The sequence below is a fragment of the Vibrio hannami genome (genome assembly GCF_029589055.1).
Lineage (GTDB): Bacteria > Pseudomonadota > Gammaproteobacteria > Enterobacterales > Vibrionaceae > Vibrio > Vibrio hannami.
The window spans coordinates 25,047-47,316 of record NZ_JARQZP010000010.1 but is presented as its reverse complement, the minus strand read 5'-3'; the positions used below and the strand labels follow the sequence as shown (position 1 = coordinate 47,316).

Here is a 22,270-nt window from a genome sequence, read left to right as displayed (position 1 = left end):
CCCTATATTCTCAAGCACTTGCGGCCTGCCAAAACACGATCAACGACCCCGACGCCTCCCAGACCGCCAAGTCAAACGCTATCAAGATGATGATGGACATACAGAAGGCGCAGGAGCGGCAAGAGGCTGGCAGGGTCATCGATCTTGACCGCTCGCAGATCACCCACGAGATCGCCAAGCTCCGCAAGATGCTGGGCGCAAAACTATCCTAAAAACGACATTCGGTCTCCCGAAACACGGGGCTGAGACCCCAAAACAGGCCAAATCATGTCGTTTTTAGACTATTTGCGACCTGATCGCATTTAAGGCCAGATTGGGCCGTTACCCTTGGCCATTGGTAACTGGATGCAGCCAAGGGCCTGATAACCCTGCATAAACCACCATAGACGCACCAGATAGGCTATCTGTAAGCTCGATCCCGACCATAGGGGTGGGGCATGACCCCAGCGCGTGAGTGTGTGTTTGTGAGCGTGGTGCGTGATGGGGCAGGGCCAGCGCGCAATGGGTGGGGGAGGCCGCCCCCACCCCACGAGGCGCCCGCTCGGAGCCGCCCGCATTCCTGTATTAGACCTCCCCCCAATTTTTGGATTTTCAAAACTGGTTCTGTTCTCCCCGTAACGTGTCTTTGTGTGTCATTTGGCTGGCATGGATGATTTCGTTTTTTGGCCATTGGTGCGTGGAGAGACGCTTTTCTTGAGGTTCGGTCTATTGGCGAGGACTTTGGGGATGCGACGTGTCGTGTTGTTGTTCCGTCTGGTTTGGGCGGTTCGTATGTGACGGCTGCGGTTGGCGACACTGTGACTGTGCGGTGTGTTGATACGACTGTTTTTCCTGTTGGGCATTGGGATCTTGAGGTTTGGGTTGATTGGCCTGACGGGGATGTTTTTGTCCGAGGTTTTGGTTCGTTTTCGTCTTTCTGTTGTTGATCCTGTTGGGGGGAGCGTGATGCCTACTGTTGAGGTTATTCGTCGTGGTGCGGATGGATTTAACGGGGTTGTTGGGGTTGTTTCTGTTTCTTCTGCCCAAGCGCTTTCGTCCACTGATAGCGGCAAGTTGTTTCGGTGTTTGGCCGGCGTGACGCTTACAGTTCCGTCTGGCGCATCGAATGGGTGGTCGATTTACGTCGATGCTGTTGGCGGTGCTGTTGTTCTGTCTGGCGGGATGTTGATTGATGGGGGTGCGAGCGCGGAGATCCCTGCTGGTGCTTTTTGTCAGGTCTACTGTGATGGGACGAGCCTGTTTGCTCGTTATTTGAGTGACGTTCCTGCTGTTGGCGTTTTGTCGCTTTGGGATGCCTTGTCCGGCGATCGGGTTGTGACGAACGATGACAATGGGAAGTCTTTTTCGTGCAGCTCTGATCTGGTTCTGACGCTTGGGATACGTCTCTCGGGCGCTTGAGTGCTTTGTGTATGCTCGCGGCGGGGATGTGACGCTTGATCCCTCTGGCGCCCAAACGATCAACGGGGCGCTCACTCAGGTTGTCCCTGATGGGTCATTTGCCCGAGTGCAGTCGGACGGCACAGCTTGGTACGCTGCTGTTGTGTATCCAACAACTGACTTTGGCGCGTCTATTCTTGGGGCGTCCACATCCGTCGCCGCCCTTGGCACGCTTCTGCCCGCGCCCCGAAACGGCGCCGCGACATTCTGGCGTCTGACATTGGGCGAAGCGTGTTCTTCTCGGCTGGCGGCCGCGACTGCGCTTCCTGCGGCTGCTACGGTCGCGGATGGGTTCTGGTGCGTGCTGCAAACGCGGAATGCGGCGTTGACCGTCACCACGAACGGCTCGGAGCAAATCAACTTCGCATCGAGCTACACGTTGCCCGCTTTTTCTGAGGTGCGCGTAATCCGGCAAGGGTCTGGCTGGCAGGCTCAACTGGGGCTTTCCGCAACGGGTCGTCTTGTGGCGCTTCTGACCGACAGTAAGGCGCAAGGCACGGCGGGGCAGTCGCGCACCGCGAACACGTGGACGACCCTGCGACCTCGGCACCATTGAAGTGAACGAAAACGCGGCAGTGTCTCTGGCGTCTAACGCCTTCACGCCTGCGATAAGCGGCTTTGTGAAAACCACAGTGCGGGGGCGGGATATTATCACATCGCGCCTCTGGTGCGTGACGGATAGCGCGGTCGCCACGGGTGCGTCCCTCCCGTTCATCCAAGGTGGTGGTGACAACAGCGCGAGTAGCGGTGTCTGGCAGGTGGAGGCGGGCAAAGAGTATCGCCTTGAGTTCATTGTGAACACGGCGCTCCCCCGCAGGCGATCAATATCTCTGGCGTTGAGGAAGTTTACGCTCTTGTGGAGGTCTACGCATGATGTGGGTGCAACTTGATGGAAACACGGTCACGGTTGTGAGCCGCGTTGAACCTTTGGATCTGACAGGCTGGACGCAAGTGGCGCTGGCCTATCCGGGCGACACTGTGAGTGATGGGGTGGTGACGCGAGGCACCACGCTCAGCCTTGCAGAGAAAAGGCAAATCGCCTTGAGGAATTGGCTGCATATCGGTTTGAGCGCGAAGAAGGCGGCATCACGTTCAATAGCCAGCCCCTTGCCACGGATCGCGTCACACAGGCCAAGATCACTGCTGCGTATGTCAAGGCGCAGGCAGATGCGACTTACACGATTGCGAGCTGGAAGTTCGCGCCCGGTGTGTTTGCGCCCCTCAATGCTGCCGCCATCACGGCTGCGGCCAACGCGATAGAAGCTCATATCCAAGCGTGCTTTTCGCGGGAGGCGGTGTTGAGCGCAAACATCATGGCAGCGGCAGATGACGGCGCGCTGGACGCGGTGGACATCACAACAGGGTGGTCAGACATGAACCTACAGGCATTTTTCAGCGCCCTTCGCCGGCGCGAAAGTGGCGTGTTCGGCACGTCTCTGACGCAGGCTCAGGTTGACGGGTGCGAGGGCATCATTGCGGAGTGCGTGGCGCAAGGCGCAGACCTCGGCCAAACCGCCTACATTCTTGCCACGGCATACGGAGAGACGGGCGGGAGAATGCAGCCTGTTGAGGAAAGCCTCTGGTATCGCGCGCCCCGGATCAAGCAGGTGTTCAGCAAGTCGCGCCGGCAAGGTTTGGCCCCCGAAGTTCTGGCCGGCAACCCACGACTTTTGGCGAACACTGTCTATGGCGGAGCATGGGGGCGCAAGAACCTCGGCAACACTGAGCCGGGTGATGGCTGGAAGTTCATCGGGCGCGGCATTGGGCAGATCACGGGCCGGCGCAACTACGCGAAATGGGGCGCACGTCTTGGCGTTGACCTTATCAAATTACCCGAAGCGATGATGCACCGCGAGCTTTCGACCAAGGCGCTAGTGCGCCCAATGCTGGAAGGGTGGGCCACGGGCCACAAGCTCTCTGACTTTGTAGACGGACCGCACCGTGACTACCACAAGGCACGGCGCGTCTGGAACGGCAACTTTGAGGCCGGTAAATACGCCGGCTACGCGGTGGCGTTTGAGCGCGCACTGGCGGAGGCCGGCTACGACCACAGAAAGCCCCCGCCACGCCCCTCCCGCCCGATGTGGAGCCAATCCCCCAGATCAAGACGAAACCCGCGCCACGGGGCTTCTGGGGACGCATGAAAGGATGGTTCTCATGATTGACTACGGACCTTGGGCGCGCATCGCCTTGCGCTACGTTGTGGGGGCGGGCGTGATCGGTTCTCCGCAGATTGGCGCGGCCCTTGCGCAAGATCCTGACCTTGTAATGGCTCTAAGCTTGGCAATTGGCGGCGTAGTAGAGGTGATCTACGTGCGGGCCAAAAAGAACGGCGGCAAGACGTGATAACCCGCTGGGCGCTCATTGCGGCTGGGGGAGTCGCCATACTCGCTCTGGTGGCCTACTCTGTGCAATCTCGGCAGCTTGCCAGTGTCCGGGCCGACAATGCCCGCCTAGAGCGCTCTGTGGGCGTCCTAGAGCGTGAGAGAGAACAAGCACGCCTTGCCCGCGACGTAGAGGCGGCACGCGCCAAGCGCTTCGCCATGCAATCCGCAGAATACCAATCCGCCGTTGAGGCTCTACTGACGGGAGGCCCAGATGCGCCTTTACCCCCTGATATTATCGCTACTCTTGACCGCCTGCGCGGAGACGGAGTTCGTTGAGGTCGCGCCGACGTTTCCCGCTGAAACGCTCACCCCGTGCGCGATATCGGATCGGCAAGCAACGACTGTCCGCGAGCTGGCGGTGCTGGCTACGAGGCGCTAAACAGCGCGACGTGTGCCAACGGCAAGATTGAGGCGATTGCGGAGATTGTGGAGGGGGCCGCAGTGAGGCACTTCCTCTACAACATTTGGGGATGGGGTGCGCGACCGTTTCTGTTCATTCTTGCGATTGAGGCAGTTCGCCGGGGCCTTGGCTTCCTGTTTTTCCCGCACGCTTTTGCATCGAGCGTCTACGATGGACTGGCAGCGCTCATGGGTGCGCACGCTTGGGGCGTGGCCTTCGCTTGGTGTGGGCATTCTGAGCCTTGTGGCTTTGGCGCGAAACGGCAACTGGAAGCGTAGCCCTGAGACACTCTTTGTGTGCAGCACGGCCCTCGCAGCGCTCTTTGCGGCCCTTGCTGTAGCTTTTTACCTTGTGCCTCTCTCTAATGCCTCATGGCAGGCATGGCAGGCATGGCAGGCATGGACGGCTCAGGGACTTGGTGCGGTCATGGGCATGTATTGCGCTATCCGCCTAGAATACGAACGAGGGCAGGCGCGTGCAGAACCTAGCAATTGAGGTCCAAGTTGCTCTTGTTGTTGGCGTCACAACGGTCTTGAGCGCGATCATCGCCCATAGCCGCGGAAAGGCCAACGGTAGAACGCCAAGCGGGATTGAGGACCGGATATCAAAGGTCGAAGAGGAATTTAAGACCGTTGAGGAAAACGAGATCATATTGACCCTGCGTGAGCTGATAGCCGAGAGCAAAAAAACGCGTGACGCAGCGGAAAAGGCGGCTCTCACGTCGCAGTGGTCGTACAATGAATTGATGCTGCGTTCTGGAAGGCACCTTCGAGGCGACCCGCCGCGCGACTAACCACCCTTTCGAAAGAAGGCCATGCCCAAGAAGTCCGCCCCAACAGTCCGCCAGCAAATGGAGCGCTTGCTGCACCTCCTCGAATACGAGGCGGCATTGCAGGACGCGCGCGACGACCTGATCCGGTTTGCGGAAATGACCATGCCGGTCGAGCGGGATATGTCCAATCCGCATCGCACCCGATATGACGCACAGCCGCACCACCGCCTCATGGCTAAAACCGCCATGGGGATTGAGAGCGGCGAGGCTCAAAAAGAAATCCTTAACGCACCCCCACGGCACGGTAAGTCCGAGCTTTGCACGCGGCGCTTTGCTGCTTGGTATTGGGACGCCACCCCCGAGCGCGACATCTTCGTGGCCACATACAACGAAAACTTTGCCGGCGATTTCGGCATCGAGATCCGCGAGATCATCCAATCTCAGCGCTTTAAGCAAATTTTCCCAGACTTTCGCCTCAAAAAGACCGCCGAGGGGCGCCTCACAAACGCATCCGGCGGCAATCTGTACCCCTTGGGGCGGCGCTCTACCATGACAGGGCGCGGCGCCGACCTGATCATTCTGGATGACCCGATCAAGGACGACAAAGAAGCCCGCAACCCCGAGGCTCCGTGAGGATCTGTGGCAGTGGTTCACCAAAACCCTGCTGACCCGCCGGCACAGCGACAAGGCCGCTATCCTGATCTCTCAAACGCGCTGGACAAGACGATGACCTTCCCGGTAGCCTAACCGATCCAAACAACCCTGTGTTTTCCGAAAAGCTGGCCAAAGACTTCAACGTGACCAACCTTGCCGCCATCGCCACGGAAGATGACCCTCTTGGGCGTGAAGTCGGCGCGGCCCTTTGGCCCTCAAAGTTTGGCATAAGGTACCTGGATGAAATGCGGGACGCCGACCCTATGGGCTTTGCCGCGCTCTACCAGTCCAACCCCATTCCGCAGGAAGGCGCCTTCTACCAATTCGACGGGATTTATGAGTATGACCCACACGAGCTACGCCGAGCGCTTGACGATGTTTGCCACTTCGGACCACGCAGTCTCCACCAAAAACTACGCAGACCGCACCTGCATCATCCCCTATGGCATTTGCGAGCGCGGTATCGCGTGGATTATGCCCGATGTGTTCTGGGAGCGCGTGGCCTCTAACCTTGCTGTCGAGCATGTGATCGAAGTGATCAAAAAGCACAAACCCACATTCTGGTATGCGGAAAAAGGGCAGATTGCCCGCTCTATTGGCCCGTTCATCGACGCCCGCATGAGCGAAGAAGGCGTCTATGTCCCGTTCATGATGGAAATGCGGACCCAAGACAAAGTGCAATATGCTCACGCCGCCCGCGCCCGCGCCGCCCAAGGCTTGATCCGGTTTCCACGGTTTGCTCCGTGGTGGGGTGACGCCAAGGCCGAAATGCTAAAGTTCCCCAACGGACGATACGATGACTTTGTGGACACCGTGTCCAACATCGGTATGCGGATGAACGATGTTTTTGAGGCCGGATCGGTGATCAACACGCGCGGGTCAGAACCCGGTACGTTTGGCCACATGAAGCAGCAATGGGCTGCAGAAGCCGCCAATACTGGCAACGGCGGTCGCGCGCGGGGCTGGTGATGTAACTCCCTGCATTCGGTATTTGGGCAAAAAGAGGATCCTCCATGACCGAAAGCGACATCCAGCGTGGCGACAAGGCCAATCTTGCCCCCTCCCGCGCCGAGCAGGTGCAAAGCCTCATTGATGGCGTGAAGCAAGATCAGACGCATTGGACGTATGCCTTTGATCGGATGCAGTTCTGGCGGAAATTCTCCCGCTGGCTACCAATGGCCCAACCTCGACAAGAAAATGATGTCGGACCCTGATCGACCCTACGTTGCCAACATTACGATGCGCCACGTGCAGCAGCGCACGGCGGCCCTCTACGCCAAAAACCCGCGGTTCCGGTTCAAGAAATCCAAACGCCTGATGTCGTCGGTGTGGGATGGAACGGCTCAGCAATTGCAGGTGGCGAAGCAAATGCTGGCCGGTGGCGGCGAGATCACTCAACAGCAAGCCGCCATGGCAATTCTCGCGGATGCTCAACAGTCGCGCACGATGTCCGAGCAGACGGAGCGCATGGGGAAAACCCTGTCCATTCTCTACGAATACGAGATCAAGGAGCAGGAGCAGCCCACCAAGAAAATGATGAAGAAGCAGGTTCGGTCGTCTTTGATCAACGGCGTTGCCTACTTCAAGCAGACCTTCCAGCGGGCCAATGAGCTTTCCCCTGACGGGCAGGCTCAAGTGGCGAGCCATATGCAGCGCATTGCCGAAATCGAACGTCTTGCCTCCGATCTGCAAGATGGCGAAATCCATGAAAACGAGGCTGAGTACGAACAGCTGTTACAAATGGTCAAGGTGATCGAGGAGCAAGAGCAGATCGTCGTGAGCGAAGGCCTGCGTCTTGACTATCCCGACAGCCGCAACATCATCCCCGACCGCAATCTAACCTACCTTCCCGGCTTTGTCGGGTGTTCGCGCGTATCCGAAAAGTACGAGCTGACCACCGATCAGATCAAAGCGATCTACAAAGTTGATGTCACCGGGTCGCACGAAACCTACAAGATCGGCGGCGAAGAAGGCGCCCACAGCGAGAGGTCGCCTGCGTCTTTGAAATTTGGGACAAGCAAACCGGCACGGTTTGCGTGGTGTGCGATGGCCACAACGATTACCTTGTCGAGGCCGCACACGCCCACGACCTACACAGATCGGTTCTACCCGTGGTTCGTCTTTGCCCCCAACGCGATGGATGATGGGGATGACCCATTCCCGCCCTCTGACGTAGATTTGATGCTGTCACAGCAAGCCGAGATCAACCGTGCCGGTGAGGCCTTGCGCGATCACCGTCACGCTGCGCGACCGGGATGGGTGGCGTCGAAGTCACTGCCTGATGTCGACGCCAAAACTCTTTCGGCACGCACGGCGCATTCGGTAATTCCATTGCTGGCACTCGCCCAAGGCCAGAAGATTTCCGACCTGTTGCAGCCGTTCCCTGTCAGCGCGATCGACCCCAATCTCTACAACACCGGGCCTGCGTTCCAAGACGTGCTGCGCTCTGTCGGCACGCAAGAGGCCAATTTGGGTGGAACGTCCAACGCCACGGCCACGGAAAGCAACATCGCGGAAGGCAGCCGGCAGTCCGTCTTGGGATCATCCACGGATGAATTGGATGACCTTCTTACTGAAATGGCCCGGGCAGGCGGGCAAATTCTTTTGCAGGAAATGGATGCAGAGCGTGTCACGCGCATTGTCGAGACCGGCGCTCTTTGGCCAACGCCCGACATGCAGGCAATCGCAGATGAAATTGAGGCTCGAAGTCGTAGCAGGATCGTCGGGCCATGCAAAACCAAGGCGTCGACATGCAGGTGGCCGAGCGCATTGTGCCGCTGTTGTTCCAGATCCCCGGCGTCAGCCCCGAGTGGGTGATGAAGTATCTGATCCGCGTGCTTGATGACCGGATTGACTACGAGGACGCTCTGGATATGAGCGCTCTGTCCATTGTCGCCATGAACGGCCAAGCGCAAGCCATGGCCAACGGCGGCGGCGCTCAACCGGGGCAGGGCGGGGCCGCAAATGCGCCGCAGCCAAATATGCCCCTGGCAGCCGGGCCAAACTCCGCTGCGCTTCCCGTAACTTAAATTTCTGAGCATCCCTGCCGCATCAGTGAACCAGGTAGGAAAACATGGCTCAGAACGACGAGACTGCACTCGATGCGGTGGTGGAAACGGCGTCCTCACCAGACGCGACGGATGGTGCATCTTCGTCAGATGCAACGGATGCGGAAAAATCGCTTGTAGACATTCTTGTCGAAAGCGAGGCTCCCTGACACCGATCAATCCCAGCCAGATGAGGCTGACAGCGGTGACGAGGAGGAAGCTGAGCCGGAAGGCGAGGCAGAAGCGTCCGAGCAAGATCAGGAAGGCAAAGACGACGAGCAATCGGCCACGGCAGAAACCGAGACCGATGGTGAACCCGAAGATGAACACCGCATCCCCGATGCTGAGTTCAAGAAACTCCCCAAAAGCGTCCAGCAACGCATTGGTCACTTGAATACGCGGAACTCGCAAAGCCGAAGCCGCTCTCCAAGAGGCTCAATCCGACATGCCGCGCCTGCAGGAAGTGGAACAACGGTTCACGCAGCTGCAAACCTTTGTGCAGGACAACAACATCGAGCCACAGAACGTCACCTTGGCGTTCAATGCCATGGCGGCCCTCTCCAAAGGGGATTACAAGGCATTCGTGGAAATGGTTGGTCCTTGGTTCAATCAAGCACAACAGGCGCTTGGCAGCCGTGCTCCCCGAAGATCTGCAGAAGCGGGTCGAAGATGGGTATATTACCGAGGACGATGCACGAGAACTCACCCGCGCCCGCGCGCAAGCTCAAACGAAGCAAGCGCAGGCCGAGGCCGCAAGGAAGCACGCCGAGCAACAGCAGACCGCTCAAAGTCAGCAGGCCACGCAACAGGCCATTGCCACAGCCGTTCAGCAGCGGGAAGCCGCTCTACGCGCCGAAGATCCTGATTTCGCCCAGAAATCGCCTCTTGTGCAGCAACAGGTGAAGGCCATGCTCGAAATGGGTGCGACAGTCACGACGCCCGAGCAGGGCGTTGCGCTGATCGACCGGGCTTATGAGTTGGTGAAGGCCAATTCTGTTCGCCCCGCGCGTCCCGCGACCATGCCGACACCTTCCAGCACAAGCCGTTCCCAACCGGCAACGCCAGCGCCGAAGTCCGCACTTGATGCGATGACGGCAAACCCACTGGCGGGCTGAATACAAGGATCTAACAGATGTCCCAGAAGGGTTCTCTGCAGCGCAAATCGCGCACTACCAAGCCACCACGCTGGATTTCTACCTGCGTGATGGCCTTTTCAACAGCGGCATCCAGGACAAGCCGCTCCTTTCCAAGTTCGAGGCAAGGCCAAGCCTTTCCCGGGCGGTAAGGAGAAAATCAGCATCGGCCTCAAGATGGAGACCGGCGCTGGTGGCACGAATGATGGCGTCACGGGTTTCTCGCACACCGACACGGTGAATTTCTACAACCCCGGCAACGGCCTGCGGGGCGAGTGGATCTGGCGTGAACACCACATTGGTCTGACGCTCTCGGAAACCGAGGCTCAAGGTCAGGGCATTCTGGTGCAGGACCAACCGCGCCCGCTCAACCAGATGGGCAAGAAAGACCGCGGCATGATCATGCTGGCCAATGTTCTCGAAGAAGCAAACGCTGACTACGTGGAGCAATACGCCAAGACCATGAACAACTTGCTCTGGGGCGACGGTTCGGTAGAGCACCTCCGCGCTTGCCGGCATCCGGTCGTTCATTCTGGACATTCCGACGCTCGGGACGTGCGGGGGTGTAAGCAACGTGACCTATCCGCGCTGGCGCAACTACGCCTTCACGGCGGCGTTCAATGGTGCGGCTTCGTTTGACGCTAACTTTGGCGGCAACCGGATCACGGCATCTGCGACCAACGGCGGCGCACTGCTGACACAGCTGCAAACGCTCTGGCGTCAACTCCGTCGCTTTGGCGGGCGTCCTGACTGCTTTATGGCCGGTTCTGACTTCATCGAGGCGATGGAAATGGAGATCCGGGCAAACGGCAACTACTCGGACACGGGCTTCACCAAGGCGCAAGATGGCTCCATGGGTGAAATGTACTTCAAGAAGGTGCCGGTCGTGTACGATCCCACCCTCGATGACCTTGGCCGGTCGAAGTACGCCTACATCTGGGACAGCTCCGACATCATGCTCAAGCCTCTTGAGGGTGACTGGAAGCGCCGTCGCACGCCGCAGCGCCCCTACAACCAGTTTGTGTTCCACCAATCCCTGCTCTGCACGGGGCAGATGGTGGCACGTCGCCGCAACTCGTCGGCGGTTCTGGAAATCGCATAACCGATGGGGGCCTTCAGGTACCCGTCCCACCCCAAAGGACACAACCCATGAAAATTGACCTGATCCAATGCACCGTCAAAATCCTGCAAGACGGGGGCCATGGCGCCACCGAAGTCGTCAAGGCCGGTCCCGGCGCCTTGCGCGCTACGGAAATCCCCATCATTCGCGCGATCAATGACGTGAGCGAGGGCGGCGCTGATCTGTGCTGCATCGCCAATGCGGTCGTTGTCGGTCAGGTGGATGTCAACAGCACCGTGGAGATCGACCGCCTGCGTTCCGTGTATGGCAGCCCGCCCGCGTGAGCGACATCTATCCCGGCAACCGCGGCCTTCCGAAAAGTGTTTCCGACCTTGAGCTGCCCGAGGAAGCCTTTGATCATGCCACCATCAAGCTGATGGAGGAGCGCGCCGCCGAAGCAAAGGCCGACGCCGAAGCAAAGGCCGAAGCGGAGAAGGACGCCGCCAAGCCCGCCAAGAAGCCGCCAAGTAAATGCGCAGCGGGATCACACTCGCCACCCTGCGTGATGAAGTGGCCATTGAGGCCGGGATCTCCCAAGGTTCCGGCCATTCGGCTTTCAACAAGGCCCGCCTGAACCAGATCATCAATCGCACCGAGCGCGGCATGGCAATGTCAGATGATTGGCCCACGCGCGAGCTTGAAGTGCTTGTGACCATTCCTGCTGACACGCAGTATGTGGCCCTCCCCTCTACGATCAACTTCACGATGATTACCCAAGTGGTCGTGGCGTATGGGGATGACTGGCTTCCCGTGAACCACAAGATTTCTCCGCGAGAGCGATCAATCTACAACAGCAACCATCGCGCTGAGCCAATCATGCGGTACGAGGTTCGCGCCGATCGGCCCACACAGTTCGAGGTTTGGCCCATTGGAAACGTCGAGCAAACCTTGCAAGTGACAGGGCAAGCATCTTTGGGGGGTATGGTGGAGGATGACGATGTTTGCACGCTGGATGCAGATGTAATCGTTCTGCGTGCCGCTGCCGAAATTCTTGGGCGCAACAACCAGGCTGACGCTGAGGCTCAAGCTCACGATGGCGCAGCAACGTGCAGACACCATCTTGAAACGCCAAGGCATGATCAAAAGCGAACCGATTGATCTCGTTGGGCGCCCGCAGCAGCGCTTGCGGCCCGGCATAGATTATATTCCATCCAAGGGGTCGTAATGCCCTATTACGTTGTCTCAAACTTTGCCAGCGGGCGCGATCTTCGGCGCTCCACCGAAACGACCCCATCGGGGTCTTTGTTCGTTTTGCGAAATGCCTTCATCAACGAGGGCGGGCAAATCGAAAAGCGCAAGGCTTGGGTTATGCAGGAAGCCCTAACAGCCTATGGGCAAGACCCGCGCTTCAAGGGCAAGATTGCGGGGCCGTTTTCCAGCCCCTTTCAGGACAACAGCGTGGTTTTTCGCCACCAGGGCGATGACATGCCCTCGCAAAACTTCACGGCAGAAACCACCACAACAGCGGTGACTGTGGATAAAGACGTGAACACTGGCCGGTCACTTCAAAGCATTTGGGTGCAGGCCAGCACACAGCCCATTGCCGGCAACGCGGCCCTTTTGCACGTGGTTTCAGCGTACCCCTACGGGGACAATGCCTACATTTTGGAGGCCTACCTTGATCCTTCAACTTTTGATTGGGTTTTTCAGCACACCTACCTTTCGTTTTCTGAGGAAACTCCAAACGCCGAGGTGTCTGTAAGCGATAACAATGGGCGCGAGTTCCAGCGCGTCCTTCGCAACAAGGGCTACGTGGTAAAGAACCGGACGCTCTACGCATCCGCCGTTGGCGCTCCGCAGGATATGTCTGGCGCCGGATCATGGGTGATCGACATCACCACGCAAGGTATGCCCATTGGGGCCGGGGTGGCTTTGGCAGACTATTTTGGGCAGCTTGTCGTCATGGGCGCGCGCGGCATGCAGTTTTGGCAAGTCGATCCAGATCCGGCTTTGAACCAATATCTGCGCACCGTGGACGATGCCATTTTGGCGGCACGATCCGTCACGGGGTATGGGTCTGGCGACTTGCTCTATCTCAACAACAGCGGGATCCGCTCTTTGCAGGCCCGAGACAGCTCCAACCTCGCCCGTGTGTCCGACATTGGCTCTCCGATTGACCGCGACATTCGCGCGAAACTGCAAGCGGATGATGGCGATGCGGAAGCCCTGTTTGCGGCCTCCTCGCCTGAATACAGCAACTCACTGTTTCACCACTTAGCCACGGGAAGCATTCACAAGCAAACCGGCCAGTTCTGGCTGGCGCTACGAAATGAAGTGCATGTTTTGGCGCGGTATCCATCCGCCGGCGTTCAAGCATGGTCCACATTTGACCTGCCCTTTCCGCAAAATGCGGCACCTATCAGCGGAGACGTGAAGGGGCAGTGGGTGGCTGACTGGTGCGAGGTGAACGACAGCATCATTATGCGCAATTTTGCTGACGAAGTTTACACCTACGGCGGGCCCGGCGGTGACGCATACGACGACGCGCAGGTGGAGGTCATTATTCCCTTCATGGACTTTGAGCGCCCAGGCTCGATCAAGCAGTTCACGGGGATTGACCTTGTGTGCGACGGGTCATGGGCCGTTGACTTCACAACGGACTTTCACGGGAATGAGCGCAACCTGCATTGGGAGCGCCTTGCTGATGTGCATGGCAGCACGCGCTCAATGGACCGGATCGACTTTTCGGCATCTGGCACTCACCTTGCTTTGCGCCTGACTACGAGCGATCAGTTTGCAGCATCGCTTTCTGAAATACTGGTCCACTACGAGACAGGGCGCCAAAAGTAATGTTTGCCGATCCGAGTGATTTTGAAATCCGGTATGTGTGCAACAATATGTCGGAGCGCTCCAAAGAGGACGTTTTCGGCGCTTCGACCTTCACCGTTCAGACATTTTCCGAATATCTGATCACGTCCAACGGCTTCAAATGGGCTGGCTATCACGAGGGCGCTCCGGTACTTGCCTTGATGGCGCCATTCGTGTGAGGCCGGTGTCTGGTCTCTGTTTGGCGTCGGTACGGATCAATGGCGGTCCATATGGCGTGAAGTCACCAATGTGGCGCGCAGGGACATGATGCAAGCTGTGCGCAATGCGGGCGCCCACAGGGCCGAGTGTGTATCGCCCGCTCACCATACCGATACGCACGCATGGCTGCGTCTCTTGGGCGCCTCTCAGGAGGGTGTGTTGCGCAAATATGGGCGTAACAAACAGGACTACCTATTGTTCGCGTGGACAGGAGACGATTGATATGTGCGGCGGCGGACCCAGCGTAGACACCTCAGCTCAAGACTTTCAGCGCGCCGAAGCGGAACGGAGAACCGCGCGGAGGAAGAAGCACGCCAAGCGCGCATTGCCGAGGGCATGACGCAGATCGGCGCCGTCTTTGATAATATGGATGACGTTCTTGCGCAGCGTGAAACGGCGATGCGTGACTTCTATGTGCTTGCAGTTGGACAAATCTAAAGACCGAGTACCTTGAGGATTTGACCTTTGCCCTTGCACGTGCCGGCCAGCTGACTTCCAGCGTGGCAGGGCGGAAGCAGGCTGATCTTGGGGAGGCGTTTGCCCTTGAGCGCGCGGGCATTGAGGGTGACATTGCAGCCGATCTCGCCAGCACAGCAACCCGAATGAACCAGCAGCGGCAATCACTTGAGGCGGGACTTCGCGCGTCAGGTGACGCCACGGCGGCCAGCAATGCCGCGCTCCAATCGGCAGCCACTTTCCGTGCGGACATTCCTGAATTGAACCCGATCGGCAACGTCTTTGCAGGACTGGCGCAAGGTATCGGCTCTGCGCAGAACGGCTACCAAGTTGGCTCAATCCAGCGCCGCGTGCAGCCAAACCGATTGAATAGCGGCACAGGCCGCGTCGTGGGGGCCTGATATGTGTACCGGACTTGAGCTTGCGGCCATTGGCGCCTCTACCGCAGGGAGCCTCTACAACAACAAAATCCAGAATGATGCGATTGGGGAGCAAAACCGCCAGAACCAAATCGCCTTGGAAATGCAGCAAGCCAATCGTGAGGCAGAGGCGGAGCGGCAGGCCCAGATGGAGCTTGAGCAAGCCAACGCTGTGACGCAGGCTCTCTTTGAGGCGGACCCGACCAAAGTGGCCGAGAAAGCCAAGGCGGAAGCGACCGATCCTGGCAACCTGATTACGCAGGCCGTCGAAGAATACGCCGCACCCAAGCTCGAAGCGCAGGTTGCCAATGCAGATGTGGATGCTGACATTGGCGCGACCATTGCCGGAGAAATGAAGCGGACCCGCAAGATACTCGATGCTGCTGCTCTTTTGAGCGCCCAAGGGACGACGCTCAGCGGTGTGCAAGACGCGCTTGGCCGCATGAGTAGCCAAGTGCAGACCACGGGCAGCAATCGGCGCGGCTCTATCAACGCCTCGCGCTCGGAGACAAGCATCCAGCCCGCTACGGTCACAGCTTCATCCTCTCCCATTGGCGACATTCTCATGCTGAGTGGGTCTTTGGGTGCAGGCATGGCGGGCAAAGCTGCAGGCAAAGCCGGCGTGGGTCGCTTTGGGCTTGGCGACATCTTTGCGCCGCGGCTTTCTGGCGTCGGGGGCGCGGGCGGCGGCACGCTGACGCAGCTTTTCCTGGCGTAGATGTAACTGCGCGGCAAATCATAGGGTGCGGCGACAAAGCGAGGCCCTATTATGCAAACATCCGCCTACAACAATCCTCTTTTCGGGCAAAGCCTCGCGCAGCTGATCAGCGGTGTCGTCGGCAACCCTGCGCAGGCGGCGGATAGCGAGGCTCAAAGTGTCCCAAGCGCTCCTCAACAATCAGACCGCAGGGTATCGTGAGGACATTGGGCGCACTGGTTTGAGCGGTGACTTGGCGTCCATGATGATCCATGCACTGCAGGCTGGCCCTCAGTATTCCGGCAATGCCCCAAAGATTGGCAATGCGGCAATCCAAATGGGCGCCATGGGCTTTGGGTCTCCCGAGCTGACACCGAGCGGGCCGATCGCATCCTTGATCACACAATCCATGCAGCCTCGCCGCTCCGGCGGTGGATCTTCGGGCGGGGGCGCAACGCCATCCGCCACCCCCCAACACCCCGCGCCCTGACCCAATCGGAGCTTTCACGACTTGATCGGTACCTTCGCAATGCAAAGCTGACAGGTGCAGGTGATACGGAAGTGGTGCGGGGTGCCGTGCTTGAGGCCTACCGCTCTGGCGATTACCCAACCCTTGATGATGCCATGGTGCGCAATTCTGCCGCAGGTGGGGTATGAAACGGTTGAGGTTGACGATCCGAACAACCCCGCCGGCGCCCATGCTTTCGCGGCTCTTTGGCTTGGCGCCAGAGGGATACGACAAGATGGAAGCGCAGCAATTGGTCGTTCCCACTCCGACAACCTCCGCGCCCCAAGCGCCCGCAGCAAAGCCCACCGAAAGCGATATTTTGCTCCAAGCTCGGGATGCGATTGCCCGCGTGGGCTGATCCAGCGGCAGTCAAAAAACGCCTTCTGGACATGGGGATCGACCCCTCCACACTTTGATTTTGCGAGGAAAATATGGGGTACTCGTTTGACGACCTTATCCCCCAAAGCTCGCCATCCGGCGGGCTTTTTGATGATCTAATCTCTCCTGCGCCAGATCCAATGGCGACACCGGCCATGCCTCAAGGTGTAGACCCGATCGCGCTTTCCGCGCCTGCGCCGCGCGACATTCCATCGTCACTGGCGACCCTGTTTGCCCCTCCGGAAGAACCCGTGCCAGCGTTTAACAACGCTCCCGCGCCTATGCCGGGTGTCGTGCCGTGGACAGCGCGCAATGATGGTCTCGGGGTGCTTGCTCCCGGGCAGAGCCAACCTGTTGCTCCTGCCCCTGCGCCAGAGAGCTCCGCTGCCGCCTGATCTTTCGAGCGCAGCGGGAGACCTGCAAGCGGGCCTTCTCATGGCGCAAACAATCATTCCCGGCCTACGTGCGGCGGGCGCGTTGCAACCCATCGAAGAAGCCACGAGCGGTTTTGCGTCTCAGGGCGGCAAGGAAGCGCAGGCCGAGGCGTGGCTGCGAGAGGCCGAGGCCCTTGAGGCAGAGCTTCCCGTGCTGCAAGAGGCCGATCCCGATGCGGCGCGCAATGGTCCGTGACGAAATCATCCTCTTGCGTCAGCGCGCGGCGGATCGCATGGTTTCTGCCACCACGTCGACATCGCGTGACTATCAAGCGGGCCTTGATGATGCGGCGGCGGATGGAATTGCCACGCTGGTCGAGCAAGCCGCCAAGGTGAGCGACCTTGAGGCGCGGGCGGTAGAAATCCCCATGAACCCATCGGCGCAACGGTTCGGCGCACCGGAAGGCGACACGTTGTTTGAGCAAGTCACAGACATGAACGACGCCTTTCGCGCTGATCCGTATGGCGTGGCTCGGACGTTTGCCTTGCGGTCCCTTCCTGCATCCGCGCCCACCATGGCTGCGGCTATCGTTGGTTCGCTGGCGGCGGGACCGGGCGGGGCTGCGGTTTTGGGTGGCCTTGTCGGCGGCGGCACAGAAGTCGGTGTCTCGGTGGCCCAAGAGATCAATTCGGCCCTTACCGAAGCGAACGTGGACGCCACGGACCCCGCTGCGGTAGAGGCGTGGATTTCCGCAAATCCCGATGCCCTTCAAGGCATTCTGGACACAGCGCGGGCGCGTGCGGCGGTGATCGGGACGGCAGATGCGGTAACGGGCGGCGTCAGCGGTGCAATTGCGCGATCCGTTGCCGCTGCACCCAAGGCAGCGCGCGTGGCGGGTATTGGCGCAGGTGGCGTGGTCGAGGCCGCCGGTGAGGGTGCGGGCGAGGCTGGGGCGCAACTGGCCACTACCGGCGAGATTGATCCCGGCGAAGTGGGCGCGGAAGTGATCGGCGGCTTGGCTGTCGGCGCCCCAACCACGGCAGGCCAAATCGTTGCTGAAACGACACGTACTGAAACCCCAACGCAGGAGACCCCGATGATAGTTCTGGTGAAGCCCAAGAAGGCGGTGAAGGCACTCCGCAAGTGGGGGGCGATCTCTCCCCGGAAGCCCAACAGATCAAGCTGGCCCTGAACGGGGAGTGCGAGCTGAAACCGTTGAAAGGGAGCAACCTGCACAAAGCGTGGCTCAAGGTGGTGGTGCTGTCGAGCCTGCCGAAGAACAGCCTGCCCCTGTAAATCCCGAGCGCCGGCGCACCGTCTACACCACGGACAACACGCCCGTGGATGTGGAGTATCAGGTGGTGGAGGCGGATGATCTGATCACGTCCGACGACCAGCGTTTTGACCAATCCGTTCAGCCGCGGAACCGAGGAGGGCAACCGCAACAGCGAAGTGCAGATCGAGCAAATCGCCAACGCGCCCAACTATGCCCGCCTGTATCAATCCCCTGAGACCGACCGCGGCGCTCCCGTTGTCGGCCCTGATGGCATGGTGGAGAGCGGCAACGGACGCACAATCGCTCTGCGGCGTGCCTACCAGCGCGGCACGGCCAATGAGTATCGGGCGGGCCTTGAGGCAGACTTCCCCGAGGCAGCCAGCATGCGGAACCCGATCGTCATTGCGCGGCGGGTCACTGACGTGGACCGTGAGGCCTTTGCCTATCAATCCAACAAGGCGGCCACACAGGCCATGTCAGCCGTCGAGGAGGCCCGCGCAGAAGCCCGGATGGTCGACAAGGACGTTCTGGCGCTTTACCGCGGTGGACCTATCACCAGCGCCGGCAACCGTGACATGGTGCGCGCCTTTATCGGACGCTTGCCTCAGTCAGACCAAAACCGGATGCTCACGCCCGAGGGCGGCCTGAGTGTCGACGGTCAGCGCCGTGTGTCCAACGCAATTTTCTCCAAGGCCTATGGCGATCCCGCTCTGCTTTCGCGCGTGGCTGAGAGCGTGGACAACGACATCAAAGGGATTTCCAACGTCCTGACCGATCTCGCGCCGCGCGTGGCCCAAATGCAGGACGCTATGGAGCGCGGCGAGGTGAGCCGCCGAGGGCAACTTTATCCCGGCAATCCTTGAGGCCGTGCAGAAGGTTGTGGATCTTCGCGCGAAGGACATGGACCTTGCGGGCTTCAAGGCTCAATCGGCCATGTTCGATGAAGGCGTGTCGCCCGAGGCCGCAATCATCATGGACGCGATCTACAACCCGGCTGGCGCCCGCCTCGCCTCGCAAAAGGCGCTGTCGGATTTCCTTGAATTTGCAATCGAAGGCGCGATGGCGCAAGATGCGACCACTGAAACGTTGCCCGGCGTTGAGGCCGTTCCCGCCAAAGACAGCCAAGAGGTGCTGCAAAATGCCCGACAAAAAGCCACAGACCCAGACCAGCAAGAACAAACCTCTCTCCTCGACAGCTCGGGAAAACCTGGCCCAAGCTCTCGAAAAGGCGGGCAAGAAGAACAACGAGCCTCAGATGACGAAGGCGGCGCAAGCGATGCGGGATCTTCAAAACCGGTAGCTTCCCGCCAAAGGTTTAAGCAAACTGCAGAGCAACGCGAGGCGCTTACGCGGCTTCACCCAGAATTTGATGCGTATGACATTGAGGTTGTCGCATGGAAGGCTGAACATTTTGAAGCTCTTGGCCTGCCAGATGAAGTGGTTGCAAGACTGGCAGACGCGCAAATGAGGTTTATTGAAGAAACCAGCGAAGATGCGGCGCTGGCATTAAGGAAATCGCTGGAAGATCAAGCGGAAAAGATCAAGGACCGACTTATTAATTATGTTTCAGATAGTGGGAAGGTAGATTTTGAGGCGCTTCGACGGAAAGTTGACGCGGAAAGAGCTTTCGGCACGGTCGAAAAAGACCTGAAAATTCAAGTCGAAACAATGAGCCTAATGGGCGATGTCCTGAGCGATCAGGCTCGGAGCGACGAGGCTCGAAGGGGCGCTTTTTCAATACCTAAGTTTTTCAAGGTAGTGTTTACCCACCCAGATTTAGTAAAAAATGACGTAATTGAAGCTCTGGACGAGCCAGTTTTTGAGTGGTCTGTAATCGAAAACGCTAAGCGTGATGTTGTGCGTTTTTGGAAAAAGCGTCTAAGCGCGCCGGAAAGAACGAAAAACCTGAGCGCCCGCAAACGCCTGCTGATAACCGATCAAGCGATGCGGGATCTTTCGCAGACGCAGAAGTAGGGCGGCGGCCCAAGGGCGCCCTGTCACCCGAGTTTCTGGATTTCAGCTACACGTCTCGCCCATCGGTGTTTGACCATGCTTTCCGCGCTGCGGGTGCGGATCCTGTAGAGGCCATGAACAAGCCCATGCAGGAGCAAATGAAGATCGTGGCCAAGGCAATCCAGAAGTCGTTTGGCATCACGGTCGAGCTGCCCCTCAAGGCGGTACAGCGAAAAAACATCGCTGGTCGAAAGGTAACGGAGGCTCCCGCACAGACTTGAATGAGCGCAAGGTGATGGACCAAATGCTCAACGCCTATCGCCAACTGCAGATGCTCTCGCACGTCATGGGCGTGCCGGAGAAGGCCATGGGGCTTGAGATCGACGGGAAGGGTATCAACCTCGCCTTTGTGTCCAAGCGGCGTCTCTCCGGCGCCTTGGGCATGTTCAGCTACGGCGGCACTGATCGAACCATCACGATCTCTGATATGAGCAACAGCTTTGCTCACGAGTGGGGGCGCGCTCTGGACAACTACCTGTCCCAGCAAGTCGCGGACGGGGAAGCCACGGGGATGCTCTCTGTTGACATGACGGACGGGAAGGTGGCGCCACCCAAAAGCCCCAAGGGCGATCTTGTAGAAGCGTTCACCCACGTAATCTGGGCGATGTATGGGAACCAGACACCTTTGGGCGAAATGATTTTGCGCCTTGAGCAACAGGCAGCGATTGCAGGGCCGGATGGCAAACCCACACCAAAGGCCAAAAAGGCACAAAAGGCGCTGGATGCTGTCAAGCAGGGCAAGCAGCCGCCGAAGGAATACTGGTCGAAAGTATTTCAAGAGTTCAAAGGCCTACGATGAAATGGTTTCTGCGGGCGGGTACTACACCAACCCAGCGGAAATGTTCGCGCGGGCCTTTGAGGCCTATGTCGGAACAAAAGGTTGCCTCGATCTCGGACGCGCCCCAAGCGTTTCTCTCGAAGGGCGAGTGGTACTACAAGGATAGCGACGATGCGCGGGTACGGCTGACCTTCCCAAAGGAAGTGGACCTTGAGCAATTCCATCACGCCATGGTGACAATGCAGCGGGCCATTGCTCGCGTGGAGCTGTTTGGACTGGATGCGCCGGCGCGCAAGCCCGAGACACGCGCGACCTGATGACGACGCGGGATCTTCTGCGCGACGATGGCGCCCATGTTTGAAAATCTGACCGCCTCTGAGGCTCGGGAGTGGGGGCGCACCATCGAAGTCATGAAGGACATGCCGGCGCTGTCAAAAGACAAGGCAAACGCGGCACTTGATGGCATGCGCATCTTTGGGCGGCAGGTTCTTCAAACAACGGCGGCCACGGCCTTTGCCATTGCCGACCGCCAGACCAACCCAGAGGCACGGCAGGCGGCGCTCAACATCGCAGAGGCGATTGGGAAGCGCCCCGGCCGCGGCAAGTTGACCACCAATATCTGGGAGCAAAACATGCGCCAGAAGGCGGGGGCCAACATCAACAAGATTGATCTGGCCGTAAAGCGGGCGCTGCGGGGCATGCGGGGCGTCACGCGGACGTTCAAGCAAGACGATTTGCGCGACCTGCGCCGCCTATTGACCAACGTGGAAGTGAAGGACGCCTCGCCCCAGATGAAGCGCCTCGCCGCCGATCTGCGTCAAATCCTCAACGAAGTCTGGTACGACCTTGATGGCGCTGGTGTGAAGGTGGGGTATGCGTCTGGATACCTGCCGCACATCTACGATGCGGATTTGGCGTCTGCGGACCCTGACAAGTTCCGAGATCGGGCGGCCAAAGTGTATCGACTGCTGTTCCAGCGCGAAGTGGTCAACGCGACCGACGAGGAAGGGCAGATGCAGGACATGCGGTCCATCTACAAGGGCCTGATCCGCGCCACCGACCCCAATGCCGAGGGCGAGTGCGCACGTCAATGCCAAAGCTCTCGGGCAGTGACAGGGATGCCGTGGAGGGGTTTTTCGCTGCCCACAAGGCCCTCAAAAAGCTCAAGCGCGGAATAGATGATCTCAAGACGGATGAAGGCAAGGCAAAGCGTCAGGAGAAAATTGACGACCTTGAGGCCGAGATCGAACAAATGAAGCCCGAGGTGCTGGACATCTTGCGGGATGGCTATGCGAAGCACTCTGCAGAGAAGTGGCTGCGCGGCCTGCGCACTGGCGACCTGAACGATTTTGGCTCCATCAGAGTCCACCGCCAATTTCCTTGAGGGGCGCGT

General features: G+C 59.1%; 31 protein-coding genes and 1 pseudogene. All 32 read left to right on the top strand.

The annotated features are described in order from the left end of the window. Positions 1-212: hypothetical protein (locus P7F88_RS25615; RefSeq protein ID WP_277829406.1), on the top strand; the 212-nt coding region annotated here is incomplete at its 5' end. Positions 213-662: 450 nt separating this feature from the next. Next, on the top strand, positions 663-926 hold the full coding sequence (locus P7F88_RS25610; protein WP_277829405.1) for a hypothetical protein: 264 nt from the start codon (positions 663-665) through the stop codon (positions 924-926). 19 nt (positions 927-945) lie between these two features. Beyond that, positions 946-1,398 (top strand): hypothetical protein, encoded by a 453-nt coding sequence (locus tag P7F88_RS25605; RefSeq protein WP_277829404.1) that lies wholly within the window; start codon positions 946-948, stop codon positions 1,396-1,398. A 1,076-nt stretch (positions 1,399-2,474) separates the two neighbouring features. Next, positions 2,475-3,581 (top strand): annotated as a pseudogene (locus tag P7F88_RS25600) (DUF4376 domain-containing protein); the annotation flags it as partial. 13 nt (positions 3,582-3,594) lie between these two features. Continuing rightward, positions 3,595-3,783 carry a hypothetical protein gene (locus P7F88_RS25595; protein ID WP_277829402.1) on the top strand — a complete coding sequence of 63 codons (189 nt, stop codon included), beginning with the start codon at positions 3,595-3,597 and terminating at the stop codon, positions 3,781-3,783. 252 nt (positions 3,784-4,035) lie between these two features. After that, positions 4,036-4,203: an Rz1-like lysis system protein LysC gene (lysC, locus tag P7F88_RS26585; RefSeq protein WP_422128637.1), complete on the top strand. Its 168-nt coding sequence runs from the start codon at positions 4,036-4,038 to the stop codon at positions 4,201-4,203. A 213-nt stretch (positions 4,204-4,416) separates the two neighbouring features. Continuing rightward, positions 4,417-4,719, top strand: coding sequence for a hypothetical protein (locus P7F88_RS25590; protein ID WP_277829401.1), 303 nt, complete (start codon positions 4,417-4,419; stop codon positions 4,717-4,719). Further along, the gene (locus tag P7F88_RS25585; protein WP_277829400.1) at positions 4,700-5,017 is read left to right on the top strand and encodes a hypothetical protein; all 318 of its coding nucleotides are present in this window, start codon (positions 4,700-4,702) and stop codon (positions 5,015-5,017) included. Before P7F88_RS25590 ends, P7F88_RS25585 begins: the two co-directional genes overlap by 20 nt. A gap of 21 nt (positions 5,018-5,038) precedes the next feature. Then, the gene (locus tag P7F88_RS25580; RefSeq protein ID WP_277829399.1) at positions 5,039-5,629 is read left to right on the top strand and encodes a terminase large subunit domain-containing protein; all 591 of its coding nucleotides are present in this window, start codon (positions 5,039-5,041) and stop codon (positions 5,627-5,629) included. 363 nt (positions 5,630-5,992) lie between these two features. After that, on the top strand, positions 5,993-6,619 hold the full coding sequence (gene terL, locus P7F88_RS25575; protein ID WP_277829398.1) for a phage terminase large subunit: 627 nt from the start codon (positions 5,993-5,995) through the stop codon (positions 6,617-6,619). Positions 6,620-6,663: 44 nt separating this feature from the next. Further along, entirely contained in the window at positions 6,664-6,864 is a 201-nt protein-coding gene (locus P7F88_RS25570) for a hypothetical protein (RefSeq protein WP_277829397.1), read from the top strand. Continuing rightward, positions 6,848-8,467, top strand: a complete 1,620-nt coding sequence (locus P7F88_RS25565; protein ID WP_277829396.1) for a hypothetical protein — start codon at positions 6,848-6,850, stop codon at positions 8,465-8,467. The genes P7F88_RS25570 and P7F88_RS25565 overlap by 17 nt, the downstream gene beginning before the upstream one ends. Further along, a complete protein-coding gene (locus P7F88_RS25560; RefSeq protein WP_277829395.1) occupies positions 8,401-8,679 on the top strand; it encodes a hypothetical protein in 279 nt (92 codons plus the stop codon). The genes P7F88_RS25565 and P7F88_RS25560 overlap by 67 nt, the downstream gene beginning before the upstream one ends. Before the next feature lie 44 nt (positions 8,680-8,723). Continuing rightward, positions 8,724-8,867, top strand: coding sequence for a hypothetical protein (locus tag P7F88_RS25555; protein ID WP_277829394.1), 144 nt, complete (start codon positions 8,724-8,726; stop codon positions 8,865-8,867). Positions 8,868-9,290: 423 nt separating this feature from the next. Further along, a complete protein-coding gene (locus tag P7F88_RS25550; RefSeq protein ID WP_277829393.1) occupies positions 9,291-9,812 on the top strand; it encodes a hypothetical protein in 522 nt (173 codons plus the stop codon). Positions 9,813-10,007: 195 nt separating this feature from the next. After that, positions 10,008-10,469 (top strand): hypothetical protein, encoded by a 462-nt coding sequence (locus tag P7F88_RS25545; RefSeq protein ID WP_277829392.1) that lies wholly within the window; start codon positions 10,008-10,010, stop codon positions 10,467-10,469. Continuing rightward, a complete protein-coding gene (locus P7F88_RS25540; protein ID WP_338405583.1) occupies positions 10,360-10,932 on the top strand; it encodes a phage major capsid protein in 573 nt (190 codons plus the stop codon). The genes P7F88_RS25545 and P7F88_RS25540 overlap by 110 nt, the downstream gene beginning before the upstream one ends. Positions 10,933-10,979: 47 nt before the next feature. Then, entirely contained in the window at positions 10,980-11,234 is a 255-nt protein-coding gene (locus P7F88_RS25535) for a hypothetical protein (protein ID WP_277829391.1), read from the top strand. Positions 11,235-11,421: 187 nt separating this feature from the next. After that, positions 11,422-12,048 (top strand): hypothetical protein, encoded by a 627-nt coding sequence (locus P7F88_RS25530; protein ID WP_277829390.1) that lies wholly within the window; start codon positions 11,422-11,424, stop codon positions 12,046-12,048. A gap of 66 nt (positions 12,049-12,114) precedes the next feature. After that, entirely contained in the window at positions 12,115-13,740 is a 1,626-nt protein-coding gene (locus P7F88_RS25525) for a hypothetical protein (protein ID WP_277829389.1), read from the top strand. Further along, positions 13,740-13,937: a hypothetical protein gene (locus P7F88_RS25520; RefSeq protein ID WP_277829388.1), complete on the top strand. Its 198-nt coding sequence runs from the start codon at positions 13,740-13,742 to the stop codon at positions 13,935-13,937. Before P7F88_RS25525 ends, P7F88_RS25520 begins: the two co-directional genes overlap by 1 nt. A 498-nt stretch (positions 13,938-14,435) precedes the next feature. Further along, on the top strand, positions 14,436-14,834 hold the full coding sequence (locus tag P7F88_RS25515; RefSeq protein WP_277829387.1) for a hypothetical protein: 399 nt from the start codon (positions 14,436-14,438) through the stop codon (positions 14,832-14,834). A 1-nt stretch (position 14,835) separates the two neighbouring features. Beyond that, positions 14,836-15,570, top strand: coding sequence for a hypothetical protein (locus P7F88_RS25510; RefSeq protein ID WP_277829386.1), 735 nt, complete (start codon positions 14,836-14,838; stop codon positions 15,568-15,570). A gap of 1,300 nt (positions 15,571-16,870) precedes the next feature. Then, complete coding sequence (locus P7F88_RS25505) at positions 16,871-17,065, top strand: hypothetical protein (RefSeq protein ID WP_277829385.1); 195 nt, start codon at positions 16,871-16,873, stop codon at positions 17,063-17,065. Further along, complete coding sequence (locus tag P7F88_RS25500) at positions 17,043-18,002, top strand: hypothetical protein (protein WP_277829384.1); 960 nt, start codon at positions 17,043-17,045, stop codon at positions 18,000-18,002. Before P7F88_RS25505 ends, P7F88_RS25500 begins: the two co-directional genes overlap by 23 nt. Before the next feature lie 209 nt (positions 18,003-18,211). Further along, the gene (locus tag P7F88_RS25495; RefSeq protein WP_277829383.1) at positions 18,212-18,949 is read left to right on the top strand and encodes a hypothetical protein; all 738 of its coding nucleotides are present in this window, start codon (positions 18,212-18,214) and stop codon (positions 18,947-18,949) included. Between the two features lie 16 nt (positions 18,950-18,965). Then, a complete protein-coding gene (locus P7F88_RS25490; protein ID WP_277829382.1) occupies positions 18,966-20,060 on the top strand; it encodes a hypothetical protein in 1,095 nt (364 codons plus the stop codon). Positions 20,061-20,316: 256 nt separating this feature from the next. Next, positions 20,317-20,898 (top strand): hypothetical protein, encoded by a 582-nt coding sequence (locus P7F88_RS25485; RefSeq protein ID WP_277829381.1) that lies wholly within the window; start codon positions 20,317-20,319, stop codon positions 20,896-20,898. After that, complete coding sequence (locus P7F88_RS26580) at positions 20,822-21,043, top strand: LPD1 domain-containing protein (protein WP_422128631.1); 222 nt, start codon at positions 20,822-20,824, stop codon at positions 21,041-21,043. Before P7F88_RS25485 ends, P7F88_RS26580 begins: the two co-directional genes overlap by 77 nt. Then, positions 20,964-21,194: a hypothetical protein gene (locus P7F88_RS25480; protein WP_277829380.1), complete on the top strand. Its 231-nt coding sequence runs from the start codon at positions 20,964-20,966 to the stop codon at positions 21,192-21,194. Before P7F88_RS26580 ends, P7F88_RS25480 begins: the two co-directional genes overlap by 80 nt. A 36-nt stretch (positions 21,195-21,230) precedes the next feature. Continuing rightward, positions 21,231-22,055, top strand: a complete 825-nt coding sequence (locus P7F88_RS25475) for a hypothetical protein (protein ID WP_277829379.1) — start codon at positions 21,231-21,233, stop codon at positions 22,053-22,055. Further along, positions 22,001-22,261 (top strand): hypothetical protein, encoded by a 261-nt coding sequence (locus P7F88_RS25470; protein WP_277829378.1) that lies wholly within the window; start codon positions 22,001-22,003, stop codon positions 22,259-22,261. The genes P7F88_RS25475 and P7F88_RS25470 overlap by 55 nt, the downstream gene beginning before the upstream one ends. The last annotated feature ends 9 nt before the right edge of the window (positions 22,262-22,270 follow it).